Annotated in this window: 24 protein-coding genes; 16 read left to right on the forward strand and 8 right to left on the reverse strand. The window is 60.5% G+C overall.

Translation table 11 applies throughout. The annotated features are described in order from the left end of the window. The first annotated feature begins 141 nt into the window (after positions 1–141). Positions 142–927, forward strand: coding sequence for a class III extradiol ring-cleavage dioxygenase (locus NE850_RS35770; RefSeq protein WP_165187127.1), 786 nt, complete (start codon positions 142–144; stop codon positions 925–927). 125 nt (positions 928–1,052) lie between these two features. Here NE850_RS35770 and NE850_RS35775 read toward each other — a convergent pair whose 3' ends face one another. After that, on the reverse strand, positions 1,053–2,648 hold the full coding sequence (locus NE850_RS35775) for an APC family permease (RefSeq protein ID WP_007180252.1): 1,596 nt from the start codon (positions 2,646–2,648) through the stop codon (positions 1,053–1,055). A gap of 481 nt (positions 2,649–3,129) precedes the next feature. Here NE850_RS35775 and NE850_RS35780 point away from each other — a divergent pair, with 481 nt between their 5' ends. Continuing rightward, entirely contained in the window at positions 3,130–3,333 is a 204-nt protein-coding gene (locus NE850_RS35780) for a cold-shock protein (protein ID WP_007180251.1), read from the forward strand. A 111-nt stretch (positions 3,334–3,444) separates the two neighbouring features. On the opposite strand, the gene NE850_RS35785 is transcribed toward NE850_RS35780, so the two are convergent. Next, complete coding sequence (locus tag NE850_RS35785; protein WP_007180250.1) at positions 3,445–4,695, reverse strand: Hsp70 family protein; 1,251 nt, start codon at positions 4,693–4,695, stop codon at positions 3,445–3,447. Positions 4,696–4,883: 188 nt separating this feature from the next. On the opposite strand from NE850_RS35785, the gene NE850_RS35790 reads away from it, so the two are divergent. Continuing rightward, positions 4,884–6,395 carry an MFS transporter gene (locus tag NE850_RS35790; RefSeq protein WP_310700102.1) on the forward strand — a complete coding sequence of 504 codons (1,512 nt, stop codon included), beginning with the start codon at positions 4,884–4,886 and terminating at the stop codon, positions 6,393–6,395. A gap of 55 nt (positions 6,396–6,450) precedes the next feature. On the opposite strand, the gene NE850_RS35795 is transcribed toward NE850_RS35790, so the two are convergent. Both NE850_RS35795 and NE850_RS35800 read right to left on the reverse strand, forming a co-directional pair. Further along, entirely contained in the window at positions 6,451–7,044 is a 594-nt protein-coding gene (locus NE850_RS35795) for a nitroreductase family protein (RefSeq protein ID WP_007180248.1), read from the reverse strand. Positions 7,045–7,233: 189 nt separating this feature from the next. Continuing rightward, on the reverse strand, positions 7,234–8,517 hold the full coding sequence (locus NE850_RS35800) for an MFS transporter (RefSeq protein ID WP_007180247.1): 1,284 nt from the start codon (positions 8,515–8,517) through the stop codon (positions 7,234–7,236). A 155-nt stretch (positions 8,518–8,672) separates the two neighbouring features. Here NE850_RS35800 and NE850_RS35805 point away from each other — a divergent pair, with 155 nt between their 5' ends. Together NE850_RS35805 and NE850_RS35810 are read left to right on the forward strand one after the other, a co-directional pair. Further along, positions 8,673–9,323, forward strand: a complete 651-nt coding sequence (locus NE850_RS35805) for a TetR/AcrR family transcriptional regulator (RefSeq protein WP_007180246.1) — start codon at positions 8,673–8,675, stop codon at positions 9,321–9,323. Between the two features lie 94 nt (positions 9,324–9,417). After that, entirely contained in the window at positions 9,418–9,972 is a 555-nt protein-coding gene (locus NE850_RS35810; RefSeq protein WP_310700119.1) for a DUF1415 domain-containing protein, read from the forward strand. A gap of 43 nt (positions 9,973–10,015) precedes the next feature. On the opposite strand, the gene NE850_RS35815 is transcribed toward NE850_RS35810, so the two are convergent. After that, complete coding sequence (locus tag NE850_RS35815) at positions 10,016–10,858, reverse strand: SAM-dependent methyltransferase (RefSeq protein ID WP_007180244.1); 843 nt, start codon at positions 10,856–10,858, stop codon at positions 10,016–10,018. Between the two features lie 387 nt (positions 10,859–11,245). Between NE850_RS35815 and NE850_RS35820 the strand changes: the two genes are divergently transcribed. Further along, entirely contained in the window at positions 11,246–11,566 is a 321-nt protein-coding gene (locus tag NE850_RS35820) for a DNA-binding protein (RefSeq protein WP_310700103.1), read from the forward strand. Positions 11,567–11,658: 92 nt separating this feature from the next. Here NE850_RS35820 and NE850_RS35825 read toward each other — a convergent pair whose 3' ends face one another. After that, positions 11,659–11,868: a DUF1059 domain-containing protein gene (locus NE850_RS35825; RefSeq protein ID WP_007180242.1), complete on the reverse strand. Its 210-nt coding sequence runs from the start codon at positions 11,866–11,868 to the stop codon at positions 11,659–11,661. Between the two features lie 366 nt (positions 11,869–12,234). On the opposite strand from NE850_RS35825, the gene NE850_RS35830 reads away from it, so the two are divergent. Next, positions 12,235–13,518 carry a TIGR03862 family flavoprotein gene (locus NE850_RS35830; RefSeq protein WP_007180241.1) on the forward strand — a complete coding sequence of 428 codons (1,284 nt, stop codon included), beginning with the start codon at positions 12,235–12,237 and terminating at the stop codon, positions 13,516–13,518. 45 nt (positions 13,519–13,563) lie between these two features. Here the strand turns inward: NE850_RS35830 and NE850_RS35835 are convergent, their stop codons facing one another. Further along, on the reverse strand, positions 13,564–14,688 hold the full coding sequence (locus NE850_RS35835) for a class I SAM-dependent methyltransferase (protein ID WP_165187132.1): 1,125 nt from the start codon (positions 14,686–14,688) through the stop codon (positions 13,564–13,566). A 909-nt stretch (positions 14,689–15,597) separates the two neighbouring features. Next, on the reverse strand, positions 15,598–15,906 hold the full coding sequence (locus tag NE850_RS35840; protein ID WP_310700104.1) for a helix-turn-helix transcriptional regulator: 309 nt from the start codon (positions 15,904–15,906) through the stop codon (positions 15,598–15,600). An 83-nt stretch (positions 15,907–15,989) separates the two neighbouring features. Here NE850_RS35840 and NE850_RS35845 point away from each other — a divergent pair, with 83 nt between their 5' ends. The 9 genes from NE850_RS35845 to NE850_RS35885 all read left to right on the forward strand — a co-directional run bounded on the left by NE850_RS35845 (position 15,990) and on the right by NE850_RS35885 (position 23,569). Continuing rightward, positions 15,990–16,550: a DUF1643 domain-containing protein gene (locus NE850_RS35845; RefSeq protein WP_310700105.1), complete on the forward strand. Its 561-nt coding sequence runs from the start codon at positions 15,990–15,992 to the stop codon at positions 16,548–16,550. 119 nt (positions 16,551–16,669) lie between these two features. Next, positions 16,670–16,855, forward strand: a complete 186-nt coding sequence (locus tag NE850_RS35850) for a hypothetical protein (RefSeq protein ID WP_310700106.1) — start codon at positions 16,670–16,672, stop codon at positions 16,853–16,855. A gap of 42 nt (positions 16,856–16,897) precedes the next feature. Further along, positions 16,898–17,734, forward strand: a complete 837-nt coding sequence (locus NE850_RS35855; RefSeq protein WP_310700107.1) for a lysozyme inhibitor LprI family protein — start codon at positions 16,898–16,900, stop codon at positions 17,732–17,734. Then, positions 17,731–18,294 (forward strand): hypothetical protein, encoded by a 564-nt coding sequence (locus NE850_RS35860; RefSeq protein WP_310700108.1) that lies wholly within the window; start codon positions 17,731–17,733, stop codon positions 18,292–18,294. Before NE850_RS35855 ends, NE850_RS35860 begins: the two co-directional genes overlap by 4 nt. Before the next feature lie 460 nt (positions 18,295–18,754). Further along, positions 18,755–19,777 carry a HEPN domain-containing protein gene (locus tag NE850_RS35865; RefSeq protein ID WP_310700109.1) on the forward strand — a complete coding sequence of 341 codons (1,023 nt, stop codon included), beginning with the start codon at positions 18,755–18,757 and terminating at the stop codon, positions 19,775–19,777. A 66-nt stretch (positions 19,778–19,843) separates the two neighbouring features. Further along, complete coding sequence (locus NE850_RS35870) at positions 19,844–20,224, forward strand: Rap1a/Tai family immunity protein (RefSeq protein WP_175772872.1); 381 nt, start codon at positions 19,844–19,846, stop codon at positions 20,222–20,224. 34 nt (positions 20,225–20,258) lie between these two features. Further along, positions 20,259–20,519, forward strand: coding sequence for a hypothetical protein (locus NE850_RS35875; protein ID WP_310700110.1), 261 nt, complete (start codon positions 20,259–20,261; stop codon positions 20,517–20,519). 354 nt (positions 20,520–20,873) lie between these two features. Beyond that, entirely contained in the window at positions 20,874–22,949 is a 2,076-nt protein-coding gene (locus NE850_RS35880) for a hypothetical protein (protein WP_310700111.1), read from the forward strand. A 137-nt stretch (positions 22,950–23,086) separates the two neighbouring features. Further along, complete coding sequence (locus NE850_RS35885; RefSeq protein ID WP_310700112.1) at positions 23,087–23,569, forward strand: hypothetical protein; 483 nt, start codon at positions 23,087–23,089, stop codon at positions 23,567–23,569. Positions 23,570–23,779: the final 210 nt, after the last annotated feature.

The raw sequence follows: 23,779 nt of genomic DNA on the forward strand, positions 1-23,779 counted from the left end.
GGCTGAGTCTGTGCATCGGCGCAAATTAACAACACCTGCGACACAATCAATTCCGTTTTCACCCGTTTATCAAACAACGGTTCACCCCTATATTGGTAGCAACCCAATCTCTAGCCGCACTTTAGCTGCGGCGTTGCTGCCATGAACCGCTTGCCTTCGCTTTTCCTGTCGCACGGCGCGCCGACGCTGCCGATCGACCCGTCGTTGCCGTCCGCTGAATTCGGCGTACTCGGCGCGCAACTGCCGCGTCCGGAATCGGTGCTCATGTTGTCGGCCCATTGGGGCACGGCGCAACCGGTGGCCAGCACGTCGACCGCGCCGGAGACCATTCACGATTTTTACGGCTTTCCGCGTCAGCTATACGAGATCCAGTACCCGGCTCCGGGCGCGCCCGATGTAGCGCGCCGTGCAGCCGTACTGCTCAACGACAATAGCATCCTTGCGGACGTCCAGCCGCACGGACTCGACCACGGCGCGTGGGTGCCGATGCTGCTCATGTTCCCCCACGCCGATGTGCCGGTCGCCCAATTGTCGATCCAGCCGCATAGGGACGCCGCGCATCACTTCCGCGTCGGCCGTGCGCTGCGGTCGCTGAGGGACGACGGCGTGATGGTGATCGGCTCCGGCCAGATCACGCACAATCTGCGCGCCGCCGACTTCTCCGCTCGCCCAGAGGATGCCGATCCGCGCGTCGCCGAATTCACGGGCTGGTTCGAAGAAAAGCTCGCCGCGCACGATATCGACGCGCTGCTCGACTACCGCCGCCAGGCACCGCACGCGGTGCTGATGCACCCTACCGACGAGCATCTGCTGCCTGTATTCGCCGCCCTGGGCGCGGCGGACGACGATTATTCGCTGGCCATCCAGTCGCTCGGAACCTATCAGCGCTCGCTGGCCATGACGAACTACGTGTTTGGCGCCGCGTGATCCACAGATCACGTTAGGCGCGGAATACGCGCCAGCAAACAAGAAACCCCCGCCTGAATTGCGTCAGGGCGGGGTTTTTACAGCAGATCCGACTACGCTCCAGCCAGCAGACTCAGCGCGGCAGCTTAGTGCGCACCGATGCCTTCGAGCACTTCGTCGTGCTCCTGGCGCTCGTCCAGATATTCCGAGCGATAGCCGCTATTCACGCCCCAGTAGTAGAACACCAGCGAAAACGCGATGACCACCAGCATGTCCCAGCCGTAAGGGATGAGGTCGTGACCGCCGAACTGCTTGCTGCCGATCAGCGACAGAATCGCCATCACCGGCAGATAAGCGACCAGCCACCATGCCGCCTTCAGATCACGCCCCCAGCCGGCAAAACCCGACTTCGCCTGAAAGTAGAAGTACACCGGCAAAGCGACGACCATCAGCAGAATGATCTCGCCGGTCAGCGGCCACTTCGCCCAATACAGGATCAGCGACGCGCAGACGAACGCGAACGGTGCAATGATCTTCATGCCCGGAATATGCAGAGGACGCTCAAGGTCCGTCGCCGCGCGGCGCAGGGACATCAGGCTGATCGGGCCGGTCAGGTAAGAGATCACCGTGGCGACCGAAATCACCGCCGCCAGCGAACTCCAGCCGCGGAAGAAGAACAGGAAAATGAACGACACCAGCAGGTTGAACCACATCGCCTGACGCGGCACGCCGTAGAACGGGTGCACGTTGCCGAACATCTTCGGCATGGTGTTGTTGCGCTCCATCGCGTAGATCATGCGGCTGGTGGTCGCCATGTAGGTCGTGCCCGTGCCGCTCGGGCTGACGAACGCGTCGACATAGAGCAGGATCGCCAGCCAGTTCAGGTTCAGTGCGATCGCCAGTTCCGCGAACGGCGAAGCGAAATTGAAATGGCTCCAGCCCTTCATCACGTCGCTCGGGTTCACCGCGCCGATATACGCGATCTGCAGCAGCACGTAGATCACCAGTGCGAGCAGGATCGAGCCGATCACCGCGAACGGCACGCTTTTGGCCGGATTGCGCGCTTCACCGGCAAGGTTGATCGGGCTCTGGAAACCGTTGAACGCGAACACGATGCCGCTCGTCGCCACGGCAGTCAGCACCGCCGACCAGCCGTACGGCGCGAAGGTACTCACTTCGCCGAAGTTTTCCTTGTGGAAGCCCGTCAGCATCAGGCCGAGGATCGTCGCGCCCGGAATCAGGAACTTGAAGATCGTGATTGCCGAATTGGCGCGCGCGAACAGTTTCACGCCCCAATAGTTCAGCAGGAAGTAAATGATCACGAGTGCCGCGGACAGCAATAACCCATTGGTGGTTAATGATCCGTCCACGAATAACGCATGCGCCCAAGGATAGGGCCATGTGCTCATATATTGAATGGACGCTTCAGCCTCGATCGGAATAACTGAAACAATCGCGATCCAGTTGGCCCATGCGCTGATAAAACCAACCAGCGCGCCGTGCGAGTAGCGCGCATAACGCACCATGCCGCCGGATTCCGGGAACATCGCGCCGAGTTCAGCGTAGGTCAATGCAATCGCGAGAATCACGACTGCGCCGATCACCCAGGCACAAATGGCAGCGGGCCCGGCAATTTTTGCAGCCTTCCAGGCGCCGAACAGCCAGCCCGAGCCGATGATCGAACCCAAGCCTGTGAGCATTAGCGCGAACGGCCCGATGTTCCGTTGTATAGAACTTTTCACGTCTTCTCCTGTGTCGGCCGTACCTGGTGCTTCAGCACCGACTCCGGCCCCATGCAAGTTTGCAGCAAAACCATGTCGGCACCGCGTGACATCGCTCGTGGCGCTGGAGACGGGTGACGCGCATGCTTGCGCGACGGTCCATTCCAAACAGGTGCAACCGACGCGCGGCGCGTAGTTTAACGGTTGCACCCCGCCCCTGCAGCGAAACTAAGGGTTCTCCCTGGAAAAAAATCAGACGGAAAGCAAGGTTTGTAAGCAACTTTCACGCCCGTTGCCAGAAAATACGTAAAGTTGTGTGGAGACTGTTGACCTTCTCTCAAAATCGCCGTATAACGTTCGGGCAGGATTTCAAGCGGCGAGTGAATTGGTCTTTCGTAGTTCGCCCATCAACGGTACTCCGGTTGGTCCCATTACCCCCTTCCTTGATTTTCATGCACCCTCTGGGCTTCGGCCTTATTTACCATCTTTAGGAACAAGTAATATGGAAACCGGTACCGTCAAGTGGTTCAATGACGCAAAGGGCTTTGGCTTCATCACGCCGGACGGCGGCGGTGAAGATCTGTTCGCGCATTTCTCGGAAATCCGCACGGAAGGCTTCAAGACGCTGCAAGAAAACCAAAAGGTTACGTTTGAAGTGAAGACGGGCCCGAAGGGCAAGCAAGCTGCTAACATCAAGCCGGTGTAAGCAACACGCTCCCTTCAGGACGCAAAAAACCCCGCCTCGGCGGGGTTTTTTTATATCTGCTTCAAACTGGAATGGTGATTATCTTCGCAATATGCGACTGATAATGTCCGGTTATCCAAACAGACGCCGCGCGTGAATACCGAGCCCCGTCGCCACACTCGCGAGACGGTCGCCGAATACCGCCTTGGCATCGGGAAATGCCGCCGCCAATGCGCCCGATAAAAACGCCAGACCCGTCGAGCCGCCGGTGAAATAAATCGCGTCGACGTCGCGTGTCGCGACGCCGGCAGCCTGCACCGTATCGCGCGCTGCCTGCACGATGCGCAGCGTCTCGTCCTGTCCGGCCGCGATGAGTTGTGCTTCGTCGAATGCAAGGCGCAGATCGTCTTCCACTTCGTCGAGATCGATTACGGTCTCTCCACCCGCCGCCACGCCGATCTTCGCCTCTTCCGCATGCGCTGCCAGCGCATGGCCGAGGCGCCGGTCCACGACGCGCATCAGGCGGTCGTGATGCTTGACCTCGGTGAATAGATGGCGCATCAGCGCGAGTTCGCTGACCCGCTTCGGGGAGTAGACGGTGTTGATCAGATGCCAGGTCGCCAGATCGAAGTAGACCCGGTTCGGGATCTCGCGCCCTTCCGGATCCAGCGTTTGATAGCCGAGTTCGCGCAAAATCGTCGCCAGTTCCACGCGACGGTCGAAATCCGTGCCCGCGACGTGCACGCCGTGGTGAGCCAGCACGTCGTCCTTGCGCTCGACGCGCTTCATCCGCTCGGGCCCCACCCGCACCAGCGAGAAGTCCGAGGTGCCGCCGCCGATGTCGGCCACCAGCACGAGCCCTTCTTCCGCCAGATGCGATTCGTAGTCGAACGCGGCCGCGATCGGCTCATACTGAAAGTGGATCTCCTGCAAGCCGACCGAGCGCGCGGCGGCTTCGAGTTGCCGCTGCGCCATCTGATCGGCGCGCGGGTCGTCGTCGACGAAAAACACCGGGCGGCCCAGCACGGCGCGATGAATCGGGCCACCGACGCTTTGTTCGGCCGAGCGCTTGAGGTGATCGATGAAAATCGCGATCACATCGGTGTACCTGATCGCGGAACCGTCGCCCAGATCGGTGGAGTTCTCGGCGAGCGGCGAGCCGAGAATGCTCTTCATGGAACGCATCAGGCGGCCGTCGAAGCCGTCGATGTACGCGGCGAGCGCCGCCCGCCCGAATTCGCGGGTGTCCTCGTCGGTATTGAAAAAGACCGAGGTGGGCAGCGTGGTATAGGCGCCCTCGACCGGCGCGAGCTTGAGCGCGCCGCCGTCAGGAACGGCCACGGCCGAGTTGGAAGTACCAAAGTCAATCGCGCAATAGTTCATGGCAGGAATCGCCGCTCACGGCTGGCGCGGACAGAAGGGGAGCGGCTTTGTAACACGAAAGACCGATGAGCATCAACTGACGTTTTCAGCGCAGTCACGATAACGGAGAACGGCAGTTCGACGGAACGAATATTGCTCATTTCGACAGGATACGCCGCCAATTTTCGGATTTCAGGAGACTTCAAGCAATGAGCGCGCCGCCCACTGCCGCAGTTCATGAAAAAAGCACGACGCTCGTCGAGACGGATCTGCCTTCGCGGCTCGACCGCTTGCCGTGGGGCCGGTTTCACTCACTGATCGTGGTGGCGCTGGGTGTGACGTGGCTGCTTGACGGGCTGGAAGTAACGCTGGCGGGCGCGGTGGCGAGTGCACTGAAGTCCAGTCCGTCGTTGCACTTTACCAACGCCGACGTCGGTCTGGCCGGCAGCGCCTACATTGCCGGCGCGGTGCTGGGCGCGTTGGGGTTCGGCTGGCTGACCGACCGGCTCGGCCGCCGCAAGCTCTTTTTCATCACGCTCGCCCTTTATCTGGCGGCGACGGCGGCCACCGCGCTGTCGTGGAATCTGGCCAGCTTTCTGCTGTTTCGCTTCCTGACCGGCGCGGGCATTGGCGGCGAGTACACGGCGATCAACTCGACAATCCAGGAATTCACACCGGCGCGTGTGCGCGGCTGGACCGATCTGGGTATCAACGGCACGTTCTGGATCGGCGCGGGGCTCGGCGCGGCCGGCTCGCTGGTGCTGCTCGATCCGCATCTGCTGCCCGCCGATTGGGGCTGGCGCGCCTGCTTCTTCATCGGCGCGGTGCTCGCGCTGGGTATTCTGCCGATGCGCATCTGGGTGCCGGAAAGCCCGCGCTGGCTGCTCACGCACGGTGACGAGCGCGACGCACGCGCGATCGTCGAAGGAATCGAAACGCGTTTTCGCAGCGAAGGCCACATGCTCTCCGACAACGACCTTACGCGCTTGCGACTGCGCGCTCGCGGACATACGCCGCTGCGCGAGGTATTTCATACGCTCTTCAACGTACACCGGCGGCGCGCGCTGGTCGGCCTGTCGCTGATGACCGCGCAGGCGTTTTTCTACAACGCGATCTTCTTCACCTACGCGCTGGTGCTCACCGATTTCTACCACGTGCCGGGCGACCACATCGGCTGGTATCTGCTGCCCTTCGCGCTCGGCAATTTCCTCGGACCGCTGCTGCTCGGCCGGCTATTCGACGTGATCGGCCGACGCAAGATGATCTTTGCGACGTACGCGATGTCCGCCGTCCTGCTGACACTGAGCGGCTACCTGTTCGAGCAGCAGTTGCTCACCGTCGTCACGCAGACGATCGCGTGGATGGTGATCTTCTTTTTCGCGTCGGCGGCTGCGAGTTCGGCTTATCTGACCGTCAGCGAATCGTTCCCGCTGGAGATTCGCGCGCTGGCCATCGCGGTTTTCTACGCGTTCGGCACGGCGCTCGGCGGTATCGCTGGGCCCGCGTTCTTCGGCAGGCTCATCGACACGCATCAGCGCAGCGAAGTGTTTTCGGGCTATCTGGTCGGCTCGGCGCTGATGCTGGCGGCGGCGGTGATCGCCGCGATCTGGGGCGTGGATGCGGAGCGCAAGTCGCTGGAGAACGTGGCGACGCCGCTGTCGAGCGTCGTGGATGACGCGGAGGGCGCGGAGGGCGCGGAGGGCGCGGAGGGCGCGGAATAAAAAAACGCGCGGTCATCGCCGCGCGTTTCACTTCGGCAAGAAAGCGGCAAGCCGTTCAGAACGCCTTTTTCCAGCCGCCGCCGTAGGCGATTTCCGCCAGCGGCAAACGCTGACGCACCGACTTCTCGCGCTCGCGCAACACCGGATCCAGCTTGTCGACGTCGCCGTAATGGCCGAGCGAAATGATCGCGATCACGTCGACGTCGCTCGGCAGCTTGAATGACGTGCGGAACGCGTTCACGTCAAAACCGCTCATCTGATGCGCGGCAAGTCCGAGCGCATGCGCCTGCAAGACCAGCGCCATTGCCGCGGCGCCCGCATCGTACGGCGCGCAGCGATTCACCTCGCCCTTGTTGGTGAGCGTGTGCGTGGTCACCGCGATCAGCACCGGCGCCGGCGCATTCCAGCCCTGGTTGAACGGCACCAGCGTGGCAAAGGCTTGCTTGAACGAGACTTCATCGACGCTGCGGTCGAACACGAGGAAACGCCACGGCTGCGCGTTATACGAAGACGGCGCCCAGCGTGCCGCTTCGAGCACCGATTGCAAATGCTCGCGGCTCACCGGTTCGCTCGAATACGCGCGCGGGCTCCAGCGGCCCGCAATCAGCTCGTGAATGGCAACTGCGGTAGGGGCGGGTTTGTTGGTCATGCGCTTCTCTCGGTCGAAATTCATGATCGACGGGCGACTTGCCCGGGGTCACATAGCATAACCGGGCTTCGGCGCGCGTGCTCCATCGGGCGAACAGTTTGTTTCCGCGCCGGCGGGCAATAGCAAAACGGCCCCATTCGGGGCCGTGGTCCTGACAAGCGCGCTGTCCTCCGCGCGCGACGCGCGGCGTCACACCGCCTGCGGCTCCGGCACCTTGGCGGGCCGGTTGATCCGCAATACGATCATTGCGGCGACGAGGCACAAACCGCCCGAAATCATCGACGCCACCGTGTAGGTGCCGAGGCTCGCCCGCAGCATGCCCGCGCCGAGCGCGGCGAATGCGGCGCCGAGCTGGTGGCCGGCGACAACCCAGCCGAACACCACCGGCGCCGCCTCCTTACCGTAGACGTCGGTGGCCAGACGCACCGTGGGCGGCACGGTCGCGATCCAGTCCAGGCCGTAAAACACGGCGAACAGCGGCAGACCGAAAAAGTCGATGCCGAACGCGTGCGGCAGATACATCAGCGACAAACCGCGCAGACCGTAGTACCAGAACAGCAGCACACGGCTATTGAAGCGGTCCGACAACCAGCCTGAGAGCGTCGTGCCGAACAGATCGAAGATGCCCATAGCGGCAAGCAGCGAAGCGCCCTGCACTTCCGTCATGCCGTAGTCGCCGCACATCGCGATCAGATGGGTGCCGACGTAGCCGTTGGTGCTCGCGCCGCAGATAAAGAAGCTGAAAAACAGCAGCCAGAAGTCGCGGGTTTTGCTCGCCATCGCAAGCGTGCCGAAGGCGATAGCCAGCGGATTCTGTTTGGTGACCGTGCTGTTGACCGGTGTATCGTGCGGTTCGCCGTACGGACGCAGCTTCATGTCGGACGGACGTTCGGGCAACAGAAACGCAACAAGCGGAATCACGATTGCGGCAGCAATGGCGACGACCCACACCACTTGCCGCCAGCCGTAATGCTCGGCGATGGCGGCGAGCATCGGCAGGAACACCAGCTGGCCGGTCGCCGAACTGGCCGTGAGAATGCCCATGACGAGGCCACGCCGCGTCGTAAACCAGCGCGTCACCACGGTCGCCGACAACGACAGCGCCGCGACACCCGTCGAGCCGCCGACCATCACGCCCCAGATCAGCACCATTTGCCACGGGTGCGTCATCAGCGAGGAGAGCGCCACGCCCGCTGCCATCGTGCCGAGCGCGGCCAGCAGCGTGGGACGCACGCCGAAACGTTGCATGGCCGCAGCCGCGAACGGGCCCATCAGACCGTACAGCGCAATATTCACCGAAATCGCCAATGAGATCGTTGCGCGGCTCCAGCCGAATTGATGCTCGAGCGGCACCATCATCACGCTCGGCGTGGCGCGCGTGCCCGCTGCCGCCAGCAGCACCAGAAAGACTACGGCGACAGTCAGCCAGCCATAGTGAAAACGGCCGCCGATCAGTTTCGCTGCCCAGTTCATCGGTTCTCCAATCGACACTTGCCTGGCTGGCCGCGCCGCTCACATCGTTACGACTTCGGTAAAGGACTTGTGACAGCTCTGTCACAATGAGTGTTGCGATGTTAGTTACTGGTCGGTAACATGTCAAGGCGTCAGGTTCATTCAGGTAGCCACCCATGTCCGATAGTGAAACCCAAAAGCAGGCCAGTGCACGCCGCACGCGCGGCGCGCAGACGGCGGGGCCGCAGGCCCAACAGCATCTGCTTCGCGCCGCGGACGAATTGTTCTACCGTGAGGGTGTGCGCGCCGTCGGCGTCGATGCGGTGGTCGAACGCGCCGGTGTGAACAAGATGAGCTTGTACCGCCAGTTTTCGTCGAAGGACGATCTGGTCATGGCTTATCTGGAGCGCAAGGACGAGCAGTTCTTCGGCTACGTGGAAAGAAGCTTCGCCAAACATCCGGGCGAGCCGGCGAAACAGCTTCAGCAATATTTCGACGACCTCGCGGTGCGCGCGTCGGTGGACGATTATCGCGGCTGTCCTTTCGTGAACGTATCGGTGGAGTTTCCGGACGCGGCACATCCGGCGCGGCAGTTCGTGTTCCGCAACAAGGCGCGGTTGATGACGCGCCTCACGGAACTCGCCACGGCGGCGGGTGCCGACGATCCGGTAGCGCTCGCCAATGGGCTAGGTTTGATGATCGAAGGCGTGTACGCAGCCAGTCAGACCTACGGGCCAGGATGCGGGCCCATTCTGGCCGCGCCGAAGGTCGCCGCGCAGTTGATCGCCGCCGCATGCGGCACGGCAGCGGCAGCTTCGGATAGCTGAGATTCGCGCTTTGCGATCCTGTTTACGCGAGGCATGAATCGATGCCGAGCCGCGCCGTTAGAATGACGTTTTGTCTCACACGCCACCGCCCGCCATGTCGTTGCCCGCCGAATCCCACGATGCCGTCATCGCCGCTACTCGCCACTGGCTGACCGAAGCGGTGATCGGTCTGAACCTGTGCCCGTTCGCGAAGGCGGTGCATGTGAAGGGCCAGATTCGCTACGCAGTCAGCAATGCCGCGGACATGGAAAGTGTGCTGACCGATCTCGAAACCGAGCTTCAGACGCTGATGGCAGCCAGCCCGGACGCCGTCGACATGACGCTGTTGATCGTGCCGCAGGCGCTTGGCGATTTTCTCGACTATAACGACTGCCTGTTTTTCGCCGACCGCCTGCTCAAGCAGCTTCGGCTCGAAGGCATCGTCCAGATCGCCAGCTTTCATCCTCTGTATCAGTTCGATGACAGCGGGCCCGACGACATCGAGAACTACACGAATCGGGCGCCCTATCCGATTTTGCACTTGCTGCGCGAGGACAGCATCGAGCGCGCGGTTCAAGCCTTTCCCGATGCGGAAGAGATTTACGAGCGGAATCAGGAAACGCTTCGGCGGATCGGCCTTGCCGGGTGGAATGCCTTGATGAAGCGGTGATTCACCGGGAAGGAGAGGCCTTGCCGCAGGAAAGAACGGCCCGTCAGGCCGAAACAAAAAACCGCTCTTTCAGTTCCTCGATACCGAGCGTTTCCATCACCTCGTTCAGACGCTCGGCCGGCCGACGCCTCGGCAAATCCTTGTACTGGGCGATGATGAGTTCATTCTTCATGGAATGCTCCCACCCCACGAGTTCGGTCACGCTGACCTGATAGCCGTGCGCTTCGAGCTGCAAACACCGCAGCACATTGGTGATCTGGCTCCCAAACTCCCGTGTATGCAACGGATGCCGCCAGATCTCCGTCAACGCGCTCCCCAGAGACTTCCCCTTGTTCTGCCGCAGCACGCCCGCCACCTCGGCCTGACAGCACGGCACGACCACGATGTACTTCGCCTTCTTTTCCAGAGCAAAGCGCAGCGCGTCGTCGGTTGCCGTATTGCAGGCGTGCAGCGCCGTCACGACGTCGATCCGGGCAGGCAGGCCATCCGACGTGATCGAGTCCGCGACCGACAGATTCAGGAACGACATGCCCGTAAAGCCCAACCGGCCCGCCAGTTCCTCCGACTTCGCGACGAGCTCCTCGCGCGTTTCAATGCCGTATATGTGCGACGCACCACCCGCCTCCGCCTGAAACTCCTTGAAGAAAAGGTCGTACAGGATAAAACCTAGATAGGACTTGCCCGCGCCGTGGTCGACGAGGGTCACGGCGCCCTGGTTGTCCCTGAGCTCCTTGAGCAGCGGCTCGATGAACTGGAACAGGTGGTAGACCTGTTTCAGCTTGCGACGGCTGTCCTGGTTCATCTTGCCGTCGCGCGTGAGGATGTGAAGCTCCTTCAGCAGCTCGACGGATTGGTTTGGCCGGATTTCGTGGGTTTTGCTGGACATCGGGGGGAAACCGTCATCATTTGCAACGCGAACGTGCGACAGGTGACGGAAAAAGGGAAAAGTTGCTGCCAGTTTACCCAAAGTGCGGCTTGCTTACCGGAAGAGCCGCGCGTATCACGCAAGAAATCGCGTCAATCTGGAACAATTCCTGCTCCAAAAGGCTTCATGCAGCGGATTCAGATGGGCGCAAAAAGCAGCGTGCGTATCGGCCCAGCCCCGTCGGCGTCGGCCGTGTCGCCTATAACAACTGGCTGCGGTCGTGGCTTTGATCACGCGAACCGGATGCATGTGGGGAGGACGGACCCGGAACACGGGCCGAACGTTACGTAACCAGTAGCGCGCCGAGACTTCAACCGGACGCGCGCTCGGAAAATAGAAGAGGCAGCAATGGATACGGTACCCAACGGAAACGTCGAACAGAAGTTTCAGGAAATGCTGGCGAAGCTCGTCGCCACCCCCGCCTGGTCGGAAAAGCAGCAACTCGAACTGGAAATGGCCCGCGACATCTCCACGGAAATACTGCGTCTCGCCGAAGTCATGCGCGATGGCAGCGTGGACATGGAAACCTGCCTGACCATGCTCAAGTACGCCAAAGTGCTCGACTTCGTCATGACTACGCTCGCCTCGCGGCGCGACATCAAACCGCAAACGCTGCGGGTCATCTTCAAGCTCGCCGGGCTGAAGGTCGACGAGGCGTACCCCGGCTAGAACAGTTCAAAGAGGCCGCGATCCGCACGGGCGGCAAGGCGCCGCTCACGCGGCTCGCACGGCCTGTCTCATTCCCGGAGGAAGAGGGCAACTCATGCGCGCGGCGCTTCGACCGGTGGCGTGCCGTCGTGAAAGAGCGTCTTGAGTTGCGAGCGCAATTCCGGCGAATCCGTATGTTTATGCACAGCGACCGCATGCTGAACCGCCGCGTCGAGCAATTCGCTCTCGCTGTCGGCGGATAAGGCAACCGAGCAGTTCATTTCGCTCGGAAACTCGCGGCAATCAATGTATTTGCGGGACATGACAGTCTCCTTTGATCCAGACGTTCAGATAGCCACGCAGGCAGCAGACGCGCGAACCACATCGCCTTCCGTGACGCGGTGCCACAGGCAGTAAAGGTAGCGTCGCGTGGCGTTTGACACGGAAAAGACGCGCGCGGCGTCCGATGGAAGGTGTTTGAAAATTATAGGTCGCGGCTGTCCGCAGCGAAGCCTACGGCACAAGCTTACCGGACGCGGGACCGCCTGAACCCAGTCATTTTCGGCCCGCTGGCCTGCCCGCGCGTTTGCCCTGCGCTGACCGCGGTGTGAAAATAGCGCCCTTCGCGCCGCCCGTTTCTCACCCGATCCAGCCGGCGCGCCGCCTCTTCCCCTCATCTGCAGGTCCGCATGTCATCCTCATTCGATTCCGCCCGCGTCGCCGTGATCGGCGGCGGCCCCGCAGGCTTGATGGCCGCCGAGGCGCTTGCCTCGCAGGGCGTGCAGGTCGACGTCTACGACGCCATGCCATCGGTCGGGCGCAAATTCCTGATGGCGGGCAAGGGCGGCATGAACATCACGCATTCGGAGCCGCTCGAACCGTTCCTCGGGCGCTATGGCGCGCGCCGCGAGCAGCTCGCACCGCTCGTGAAAGTCTTCGATCCGGACGCCTTGCGCGCGTGGCTGCACGGGCTGGGCGTGGAGACTTTCGTCGGCAGTTCGGGGCGCGTTTTCCCAGCCGATATGAAAGCCGCGCCGATGCTGCGTGCCTGGCTGCATCGGCTGCGCGAAGCAGGGGTGCGTTTTCACATGCGACACAAGTGGATCGGCTGGGATACCGCAGCAGACGGCGACACCGCCACGCATGCGCTCCGATTCGCGACGCCCGGCGGTGAACAGGCTGTTACCTTCGACGCCGTAGTATTCGCGCTTGGCGGCGCAAGCTGGCCGCGTCTTGGATCGGACGCCGCGTGGGTGCCGCTGATGGCTTCGCGCGATGTGCCCGTAGCCCCCCTGCTGCCGGGAAACTGCGGCTTCGACGCGGACTGGAGCCCTTATCTGCGCGAGCGTTTTGCGGGCCAGCCGGTCAAGCCGGTAGCCATCGCGCTCACCGGCGTAGACAATAAAGTCCACAATCGACAAGGTGAAATACTTCTGACTGAAACGGGCCTCGAAGGCAGCCTGATTTACGCCTTGTCGGCCCTCATCCGCGACCGAATTCTGGCCGACGGGGCGGCGACAATCGCGCTGGATCTGGCGCCAGGCTTGCCTTTGGAGCGAATCATCGCCGAGGTCATACGACCGCGCGGCTCACGCTCGATGTCGACTCATCTGCATGGCAGGATCGGCATTGGCGGGGTCAAACTGGCTTTGTTGCATGAGATTTTGTCGAAAGAAGCCTTCGCCGACGTGGACCGCCTCGCGCACGCAATCAAGGCGCTGCCGGTGCGCCTCACGCGCCCCCGACCGATCGCAGAAGCGATCAGCACCGCAGGCGGCATTCCCTTCGAAGCACTCGACGAGCGCCTGATGATCGAGCGCCTGCCGGGCGCATTCTGCGCGGGCGAAATGTTGGACTGGGAAGCGCCAACGGGTGGCTACCTGCTTACGGCTTGCTTTGCCAGCGGCCTCGCGGCGGGGCGGGGCGCAGCGGCTTACCTCGCCGGACTCAAGGCGCGCAGCGCATCGGCGTGATGCGCCGCGTTGCCCGCTTCACGGCGTGGCGACTCCTCTCACCGCCTATCGTGCCTTGAGACGCCACAGCGATGTCACTTCGGCCATGCGCGCCGTGTGCAGCGCGTCGGTTTCATCGGTCGATTTGGGGTGGCGCGGACGAATGTCCTCGCGCCCCGCCACGACCAACCCCGCCTTGTCGATGGCGGCAAGCAGCCGGTCGCGCGTGCGCAAGCCGAGATGCTCAGCGAAATCCGACATGATCAGCCAGCCTTCCCCACCCGGCGACAGATGGTCCGCGAGTCCATTCAGGAAACTGAGCAGCATGCGGCTTTCCGGATCGTAGATCGCATACTCGATCGGAGAAGCCGGCCTTGCCGGCAACCACGGCGGATTGCAAACCACGAGCGGCGCCCGGCCTTCAGGAAACAGATCGGCCTGCACGACCTCAACCTGCTGATCGTAGCCAAGGCGAGTCAGGTTCTCGCGCGCGCAGGCGAGCGCACGAGGGTCCTGATCGGTAGCGATGATCTTCTTTACACCGCGTTTTGCCAGCAGCGCGGCCAACACGCCCGTGCCCGTACCGATATCGAATGCCTTGTTTAGCGAAGGCAGCGGCGCGCGCGCGACGAGATCCACGTACTCGCCGCGCACCGGTGAAAACACACCGTAGTGGGGATGGATCCGGTCGCCGAGCGCCGCAATCTCGACGCCCTTCTTGCGCCATTCGTGCGCGCCGATCATGCCGAGCAGTTCGCGCAGCGATACGACGGATGCCTCGCCAGTAGCCGGTCCATAAGTTTCGATGCAGGCTTGCTGGACATCGGGCGCGCGGCGCAGCGGAATGCCGTATACGGCGTCGAGTGGAATCAGAATCATGCCGAGCGTGCGCGCGCGTTGCGACTGCGCCTGTCGATGCAGATTGAACGCGTCGATCGGCGTCTCGCCGTGCTTGCGAGGCTTGCGCTCGAGTCGGCGCGTGACCGCCTGCAGCAGTTGGCGAGCATTCTGGAAGTCGCCGTTCCACAGCAGCGCCGTACCTTCGCAAGCGAGGCGGTAAGCGGAATCGGCGGTAGTACGGTCATCCGCGACGATGACGCGCCTGGGCGGCGGCAAGGCCGCTTCGGAGCGCCAACGCGCGGCGCGGGGGCCGTCGGCTTCGGGCCAGGTGATGGTTGCAGGGCTGGTCATGATGAAGGTGGGATCGGTGTTGCAGGAGCGACGCGCTGGGAAGCCGCGTCATCGGGGGGCGTTGCCCGCCGGAGTACTTGATAGCGTTGCCGACTGACGCCCGAATAGTACCTCTGTCGTCCGGGTTCGCGGTGCGCTATTCGTCGGCGAAAATCTGGTGACGCGGGTGGGCTGTCGCGATCGGCGGACAAATTCTAGACAAAAAAGTCCATAATCGACAAGGTGAAAGAGATATGGTGATTTTGGACACTATCGAGCCTCACCGATGTCATGGACCCGGCTCCTTTGGTGCCGTCTGCTTCTTATTCGATAAAAGATAGGCGACACGATTATACGAGTCCGTCAACTCGTGTATCAGGCGGCGCTGCGTTATGTAGGGGTTTACGGCCAATTAATAGACAGAAAGGAGTATGCCCGGTATAGTTTTCTCAATTAATGGAATACAGCCGTATCCCGAAGAACCTGAGAGACCAACCGCGGCGCCGGATCACATCCACAGCGTTAGCTCAAAAATAAGCCTTCAGTTGCGGACGTTCATTGGCGTCCGCAACTGGTTTTTTCATTAATCTGGTTATTCCCGACAACGTCCATTTATGCGCGGTGGATTTAATCACCCGCCGCTGGCAAACGCGTGCGCACGCACAAATAAAAACGGGGTTTCTGAATGAACAGAAACCCCGTTTAGTACAACTGGTGGGCTGCAGGACCCACACTCAGCCGCAAGCCTAAATTTTAACATGGCTTCGACGCTTTCGCTGGGTGCGCGTGCCCCCGTCTGGACCCCCAGAATTGCTGGTTATTGCTGGGCAAATGGCGTCGCCAGTTCGGGTCCTTCTGAGCCCCCAATGTCCAGCCCCCTTTCTGCCGATTCCAGCAACTGTAAGGATCAGGACTCGAACCCGGAACCCATCAGGAAGCTCCAGCCAGTTCATCCGCCAGTTCGAGAACCTGCTTCTTCGCCTTTTCCGGCATCCGGTGATATCGCTGGACCAGTTCCGCCTCGTGATCCTCCACCGAGTAAAAGTAGGTGACGGGCAGATTCAACACTGCAGCGATCCGGGAAAGTGTTCCCAAATCGGGGACGTGCTTGCCCCGCTCATACTGATTCATCCGCGCACTCGCCGACATCTCGTCTATCCCCGCCTCGATTCCCAAACGCTCCTGCGACAGCCCGGAACGTATCCGGGCCTCCCTGAGACGCCGCGCGACCAAGTCCATTCAGCCTCCGACCAAAGGCTAAGATGTTCTTAGGGGTCGGATTTATATACACTAAGACTTCCTTAGCCTTCGCGATTGCGTACATGACAGTCGAATCCCATGATCCTGGCGGCAGAGTTCGTATCAAGCTCCCGGCCGATGTAACCGGGGAAGCCCACTTCTCCCCGTGCGGGCGGTATCGTCCCCTGCTGGTCCGACGCTGGGCGGAGGGGGATCGCTTCGCCCTCTGGATCGGCATGAACCCCTCGACAGCCACCGGGGAAGTAGACGACCCGACCGTTCAGCGCGAATGGAACTACACGCGGGTCCGTCTCGGCGTGTCGGCCTATGTCAAGGCGAACGTGATGGACTACCGCGCAACCGATCCGAAGGCGCTGCTGGAACCGGGGATCGAACCTCAGAGCGAAGCCAATCTGAATGCGATTCTGGAGCAGGCCCGGAACGCGAGGTACGTCGTGCTGGCTTTCGGCGCACTCACGAAGGCACAGCGTCGGTACGCATCTGAACTCGTCGCCGCACTGGAGGCCGAGGCCATACCCCTGTTCTGCCTTGGCTTCACCGCTGACGGTTCGCCACGCCACCCCCTTTACGTCAGGCAGGATAGTCCCCTCCTGCCATTCCCAGTTGGCAGCTACCTGGCGTAATGGCGTGCCACCACCCTGAGCGGATCGGGCGTTCCCTCGCGCGCGCGAGGGACATGCGGTGTGTTAGATTTTCGCCCAGATTTTCCATCCGCAGTCAATTTAATAAGGATTACATATTTATGTGGGTCGCAAAGCTACGGGACGGTCATCTGGAAGTGACCAATTCGAATACGTACGTGATCGCCATCATCCAGACCGGCGTAACGAGCGCAAGCGTCAGCGGGAACGAGGTAGTGATTTCCTACAGGGACGGCCGGACGCTGGTCTGGGATATCGACCAGAAGATCCCCGTGCGAATTCTCTAATTCTTCCAATCCACCAAAGTCACCATGAGACACGCATACATAATGGCGGCGCTCGCGCTCGCCACCACCGCCCACGCGGCATCGTTCGACTGTACCCGGGCAGGAAGCCGGGTCGAGGCCACAATCTGCGCCGACTCCCGCCTGAGCCGGCTGGACGAGGTACTCGCTCAGGACTATCAGTACACAATGGCGTCCGACATTGGCGACGGAGCCCGGAAGGATCTCAGGGCGACCCAGCGTGCGTGGGTCCAGTCCCGCAACCGCTGCACCGACGCCGGGTGCATCCGCGCCGCATACGCTGCCCGGATCGACCAGGTGTGCGGTAGCTATCCCGTCCTGTCCGGTGTGGCCGCGAGTTGCACGTCGGCCGGGGACGCACTAGCTGGGTCAGGGGATTCGCCGACGCCCCCTCCAGCACCGTATCGAGCCCAACCCCAGTCACAACCTGCGCCGTCCCAGCCGGCGAATCGAGCGAACGGCGCGCCGATTGACGCGGTGGTGGGTCACCACGCGCAGCAGATCGCATCTCTCGGCTTCTCCCGGGCCCAGTTGCAGTCCCGCATCTATCTGAGGGAGGATCTGGTCAGCCCTTTCCAGAAGTATTCGACGTTCGAGCAGTACCTCGCCGTCATGTACGAATTGCCCAACGTGACGAAGATAAGTTCGATCAACGCAGGCGGCCGGGATGGGTTCAGTGTGAAGGTCACGGGGCAGCCATCGGCCGGCTTTCTGTTCCGGTTCGAGGACGGCGAAGCGTTCCTGACCGACATGGTGAACGGCGACGAGGCGACGCATCTGGAGACGGCGAATGACGAACTTCAGGCCGCGCTCATACTCATGCAGCTCGCCAACGCAGCTGCCCAGCAGGTTCATCGATGATGAGGAAAGACTTTGGGCTGCGCGTCCTGCTCATCGTCGGGGACCGGATGGATACGGCAGTCGGTGCAAGCGGCTACCTCTACATGTGCCGGGAGGACCGCGTGGAACTTCGCAAGCTGGTCTGGCGGGAAATGACCGTACCGGAGCAACTCTTCGCCTTGCGCGTGTCCGTCGGCGAATTCCTGCCAGACGAGCTGTTGCTACCGATACCGGTCAGTCCGGACGAACAGGCGATCTACAGGGAGGCTTGCCGACTGGCGGCTCACCTGAGGGCGACCCGGGGCTACGGGATCACCATAACACTGCACGAGCGGGTCACCCCCGCCCTGCCTCCTGCCAGGGCGGTACTGAGCCACCTCGATATCGCGTCGGTCTGGGCGGAGAAGGCGGCCGACCTGGAGGGAAAACCGGAGGCCGAAGTCGCGCACGCCCTGGCTATCCGGCGGGGTAACGAGTCCGGGTACGAATATGCCGAACTCTTCTATCTACCGATGCTGGGAAGGAAAACCGCCGAGCAGCCCGGCGCGGTTCAGCATCACCCGCATCCTACGCCCCAATGACGGGCGTACGGGACGAACCGAGACCAATAGATCCAGCAGTCGCCGCCAAGGTCGCCGATTATGACGAGAACGCCCGCGAATGGTTCTGGGAGCGGGCGGCGATCAGGGAGTTCGAGGGGGGCTGGCCCCGGGAGCAGGCAGAACGACTGGCCCTGGTGGACACCGAACGGCGGCTTGTGAACCGGGCGTCCCACCAGCCAGACAGATAACGGAGCGTTCCAGACTCGGTGTCGCCGAATCGGCCGCTCCGCCCGAAAGCCTTGCCAGATAAAACACGGAGCGGGGGAGCGGCCGAGATACCCAGGCGCTATTCTCTACCAACCTATTTGGTACGCACGACAGCCACATCTGGCTCAGTTCGGCCACAAACAGTCATTAGACATCGTCGCGTACATCGTCGACAATCTGTGTGTAGTGACCAAGTATAAAATCAACAATCAGTTCCTAAGGGGCGGACAATATGGATGAGAAAGGCACGATTAAATTCGACTGGGGAGCCGCCATTCAAAATGCCATTCGGTACACGTCAACATCCTTTGTCGCCAATCCAATGCAGATAAATTCTGGGGCGCTTCCGTTTGCGTTTCCAGATGGCAGCGTTCTTGACAAAGCCACGCCAATTGAGCGGGAAAATATAAAGATCAAACTAGAATCATTAATTGGCCGGGGTGGGACTTTATCTCTGACGAGCATCTTTGAATGCAAACAGATACCTACCGAGCTACCTGGAGGTGGCCATTCAATTCAAACCGAATCGCTGCCGGAGTCGGAATGGAAATACTATGTTGTGCGCTATCCCGGAACGAGAAATGTAAACGTCAATTTGCACTATGCGGCAAGTATTTGCGAGGCGCCGCTTGACCTTCTGTCATTCAGTTTCTCGGAGATCTCTCATGGCTGGAAATCCGAGCGTTTGCAGAAATATTTTAATATCGGCTCCCATCCAGGATTTGCTGGCAGATTTGATGAAATAAACGTCGACTCGCTTAAGGAAATAGCGATTACGTACGATCTGTTGATCTCAGCAACAGGTGGTATCGGTGGAAAAGGTGGCTTTCCAGAAATTCTTCGAGCCTTGCAGATGCTCGACTCGCTAAACGATCTTCCTTCGAATTCCGACTTTGTATGTTTGGGGCTGTTTGCGATTATAGAAATGCTAACAACGCACAATCCTGTCTTGGAGGATCGCGGCGACTCGATCACTCATCAAATGAAGTCTAAAATTCCACTCTTGTCGCGTCGCTTTGATCGCCCACTTCCTCTCTCAGAGTATTTTGGTGACGCTTCTTCCGAAAAAATATGGTCCGCACTTTATTCATATCGGAGTAGCGTGGCGCATGGCGGTGTCCCTGATTTTCGCAAGAAACTACAGTTACTCGTCAGCCAAGAGAACGCTGACAAGTTTTTGCGGGTTACGGTTAAGTCCCTCATCCGTCACGCATTGAGAGAGCCAGATCTATATAGTGACCTGCGCGCCTGTTAGCTTGCTGCCGGTTTACCTGATCGGGTACGGGGCTCTGCTAGAGGATAACAACAAGGAAAGTCGAATATGCGATTTAGACATGCGTTGATCTTCATCTCGGGGCTGATCGCCTCAAATGCAAATGCGGGCGGATTGGCGTTCCACGGCGGCTTTGAGACGGGTAGTTCCTACAACGATCTTTCAGTTACGGAGCGTATTGGCTACGCAGAGGGACTTGTCGACGGGTTGTTGGTGTCGTCTGTGCTCACCGGTTCGGACCGCAATCTCGACATGCTGAGTGGATGCATACACGGGATGACTAACAAGCAGGTAGTCGCAGTCTTTGACAAGTACCTTCGCGACAACCCGAAGTATTGGCAGGATCCCATGAACATGCTAGCGCTCACGGCATTGAAAGAAACGTGCGCAATTGCCCGAACGCCGCCGGGCCAACCTGCAGCTAAGTGACGCGCACAATTGAGACTGGAAATGGAGAACCAATATGACAAGAATTCATGTGCGTGGAGGACTACCGTTGGCCGCATTCCGTCCGAGCAACAGCCGAGTGGTGGTCGAGAAAGGAGATTACGAGGCTCATGTAATTGAGCATACTTTCCCCGGGCAACATACGCCCGAAGCTGCGCTGGAGATTTTCAATGCACACGGCACAGATTCGTTGTTTGTGAAGTGCGCGGAATACACGAACGAAATCGAGTGGAATCAGTTCCCCGACGGCGCGTATCCCTACTTCGCTCCAGCGTAACCACCTCTTCCTGCGAAAGAACGTTTGAGCGACCGCTTCAGACGAGGTTGAAGGTCTGTTCAGGGTCGAACTGGACCGGTCGCGATTAGGCTCAGTTCGGCCAACATGAGACGGTCGCCGCAAGGGCTCTCTCGCCATTCGAATGTCGTTGCCGAAAACGGCCGTCCAGATGATCCATTAAGTTTCGCGCTCAACTGCCGTTGGGGAAACAGGTCACATACGGCATATATGTGCATGGCTTTGCTCGCTACGCCATAATCAACTGCCGAGCCTAGCTATGGCCAGCGAAGAGCCGGACACCTTCACCGGCCTGGCAGCGGCATCCGATTGAAGGTTAGCGCATGAAGGGCGCTGATGGACGCTGCTGCAAAGCATGAGAACCGCTATCGAGCGGTCATCGAGTACGCGAACGGTGCAATGTTCAATGTGGCCGAACTGGATGCATGGGCCGCATCGAACAAGGCGCCGATTTCCTTTCGGAAGTTGCTTGTAGACGACGGTGTGAAGGACGGTTACGACTCGGCACGTCACTACGTGTCGTTTGAAATCCTATCTACAACCATCGCGTGGGCTATCGTCCCGGAAGACGCGGACCCGAATGATGCTCGGGCCCAACTCATGGCAGCGCACGATACTGCGGAGCCAGATGACCCGGTGTCCCGACTGCGAGACCTCGTCATGGTGCGCTATGACCGCCAGCTATTGAGCGCAGTTTTCGACGAAGGCCTCTCCCTGTACGACACGCTCACAATGTCGCGGATTGACATAGGCGCGGCCCGGATACGTTACGACGCCGAGCCCGAAGCCTACTTGCAGGCGGCGCAAGCGCGGCTCATTGATACCGCGCAGGGGATGGTCACGGCTGCCGACATCGAGCGGGCCAGGAATACTCTTGAGCGGAAATTCGCCAGACTCGACCATCTGACGTGGGCGCTTGTCATTCTGGCGGCAGATCCGCCGTCGCCTGGCGAAGACCGTTATCGACAAGTACTGAGCATGACGCGCTGGCTCCAGGCGCTGGGCCTTCCGTTCCGGCATAGCAACGGGCTGCCCGCCAGCCAGCCGAAAGGCGTCCCCGTTGCCGGGATGGACGTGCGCGAACATCAATATCTAGCCGTTGCAGATGTTCGGACGGCTGCGATTGAAGCCCGATGCTGGCCTATCGGGGAACAGGAGGCCCCATCTATGCCACTCGTTGCCGACCTTGGGCCACGCCCGGTTAGACTGCCCAATGCATCGAAGGTGAATGTTGAAGAACTGGTGCAGGAAATAGCCTTTGCATTGGTCTCAATTCCCGACGACGAGAGGCTTGCAACGCTGAAGAAAGAAACGCCTGATGGCCCGCACCGGTGGAACATTGAACCGCTGACCGGGGACGATTGGCGTTTGGTCCGAGAGATATGCGGAGGCAACCCGCCCGCCCCATGCTCGCCGGCTCAGTTCGAAGCGTGGCGCGCACCATTCGACGCCGCACCGAACAGCCCTGATTGGGATTTGCGCCCGGAATTTAAGCCAAGCAACGAAATGCAGGCTGCTCAGTCACGCTGGAGTCTCTTCAATGTTCAGCACCTTCAGCAAATCAGGCAGAAGGCAGAGCGCAAGGAACTGTCGCTCATAACTCCGGCAGGTATCGAGACAAGCGACATCTACGATAACGCAGGACTTGCCATTGGTTGCCTTCGCATCGCCGACGCAAAGCGGTATCTAGACCAATGCTGTATCGCTTGGGAAGTTGTATCGGTCGCCGGACATGAACTGACCGCGACGAAGTCGGGAAACGGTATGACACACGTTAAGCCGAATTGGAGCGTATGGCACCATATGCTTAAGGCGAGTCTGTCCGATGCGGTATGCCTGTCATGCAACGTCAGCCCCGGCGCGGCAACCTTGAACCCGATACAGCACGGCATCGCGCACCTGTTGGGGCTAGATTTTGTCGGATGGGACGTCACCCGCGAAATCGCAGAAAGACTCTCCATCGCACGAAGCCACGCCGGAACCGGCGGCACGCTGCCGACCCTGACCGGGGATAAAGATGGTGAGGTGTACCTGGCGAAGTTCGCCGAATGGACAGTGAACACGATGAAATGGACCGTGCCTGATGAATTGCGCGCGCTGGCGGACACCGCTCGACCTCTCCACTCATCCGCAGCCGACGTCACCGTCATTTCCGCGCTTGCCAAAACCGGGACTGTCCACTCGATAATTACCGGGCGCACCAACATCCTCGACCCTGAGATAGACAATGCCATCAAGGAAAAAGGTACGAACGTGAATCTGGTTTATCCGTATCTGCGCGAGCGAACGTTGAACGGAGAAGGCCTATTTACAGGCGTCGCACCCAGCGGAGCGCTGGAATACACGGATGCTAACGGCCGGGTCAAGGCGCTCACCCGAGACGCACTGGCCAAACGACTGAAACGCCGCTGAGAAGCCGACAGCGGACGCTAACCGCCGCTTGCCGCCGCTTGCCGCCGCTTGCCGCCAGACCTATCGGTCAATGCAAAGGTAAGGCAAAGAATCTGTATCACCTCAATTCAACGCCGGTAGGCGAGAAGGTGATACACATGACCATGCAACAACTCGCGGCGGCTCGATCGAACCGCCCAATCACGACCGAGGAGCTGGCTGCGCTCCTCTCGATTCGCTCGCAGTCCATCCGCAAACGCTACCGCCAGAGCGGCGCGTGCTTCTCGCTGCAACCGGTCAAGCTGCCGAATGGCCGCCTGATGTGGCCGGATAACCAGAATCACGCACCCGAGCAATTCAGCCTGTTCCCGCCGGAGCCGTTCAACCCGACCTGGCCGAACGCTGGCACGCTGGCGGCCGAAGCGCTCGCGCGTCTGCTGACTGGCGAGCGCCTGACGCAGCCCACTTTCGGTACAAGCCGCTGGCGTCTCGCCGCATACATCATGACGCTGAAGTATTTTGGCTGGCCCGTAAAGTCCGCGCGCGTCCATTATCCCAATCGCACTCGTCCGATTGCGCAATACTGGCTTGAAAGCGAAATCATCCATGCGGCCATTGCATTCATCGAAGGCGCAACCTAGCGCCCGTTGACGAAATCGGGTTACATGGCGATTACACGGTCGCCAGATAGCAAAAAGCCCGGTTTTCAAAACCGAGCTAAGCGCTTGATTTCATTGGCTCGACAGGAGGGGCTCGAACCCCCGACCCTCGGCTTAGAAGGCCGATCCGCGTAGGGTGATTTAGCGAATCGCTGCTATACCTCACGAACGGACCTAGAGCCGGACAAGTGT

This window comes from Paraburkholderia sp. USG1, from assembly GCF_031570135.1.
Taxonomy (GTDB): domain Bacteria; phylum Pseudomonadota; class Gammaproteobacteria; order Burkholderiales; family Burkholderiaceae; genus Paraburkholderia; species Paraburkholderia dioscoreae.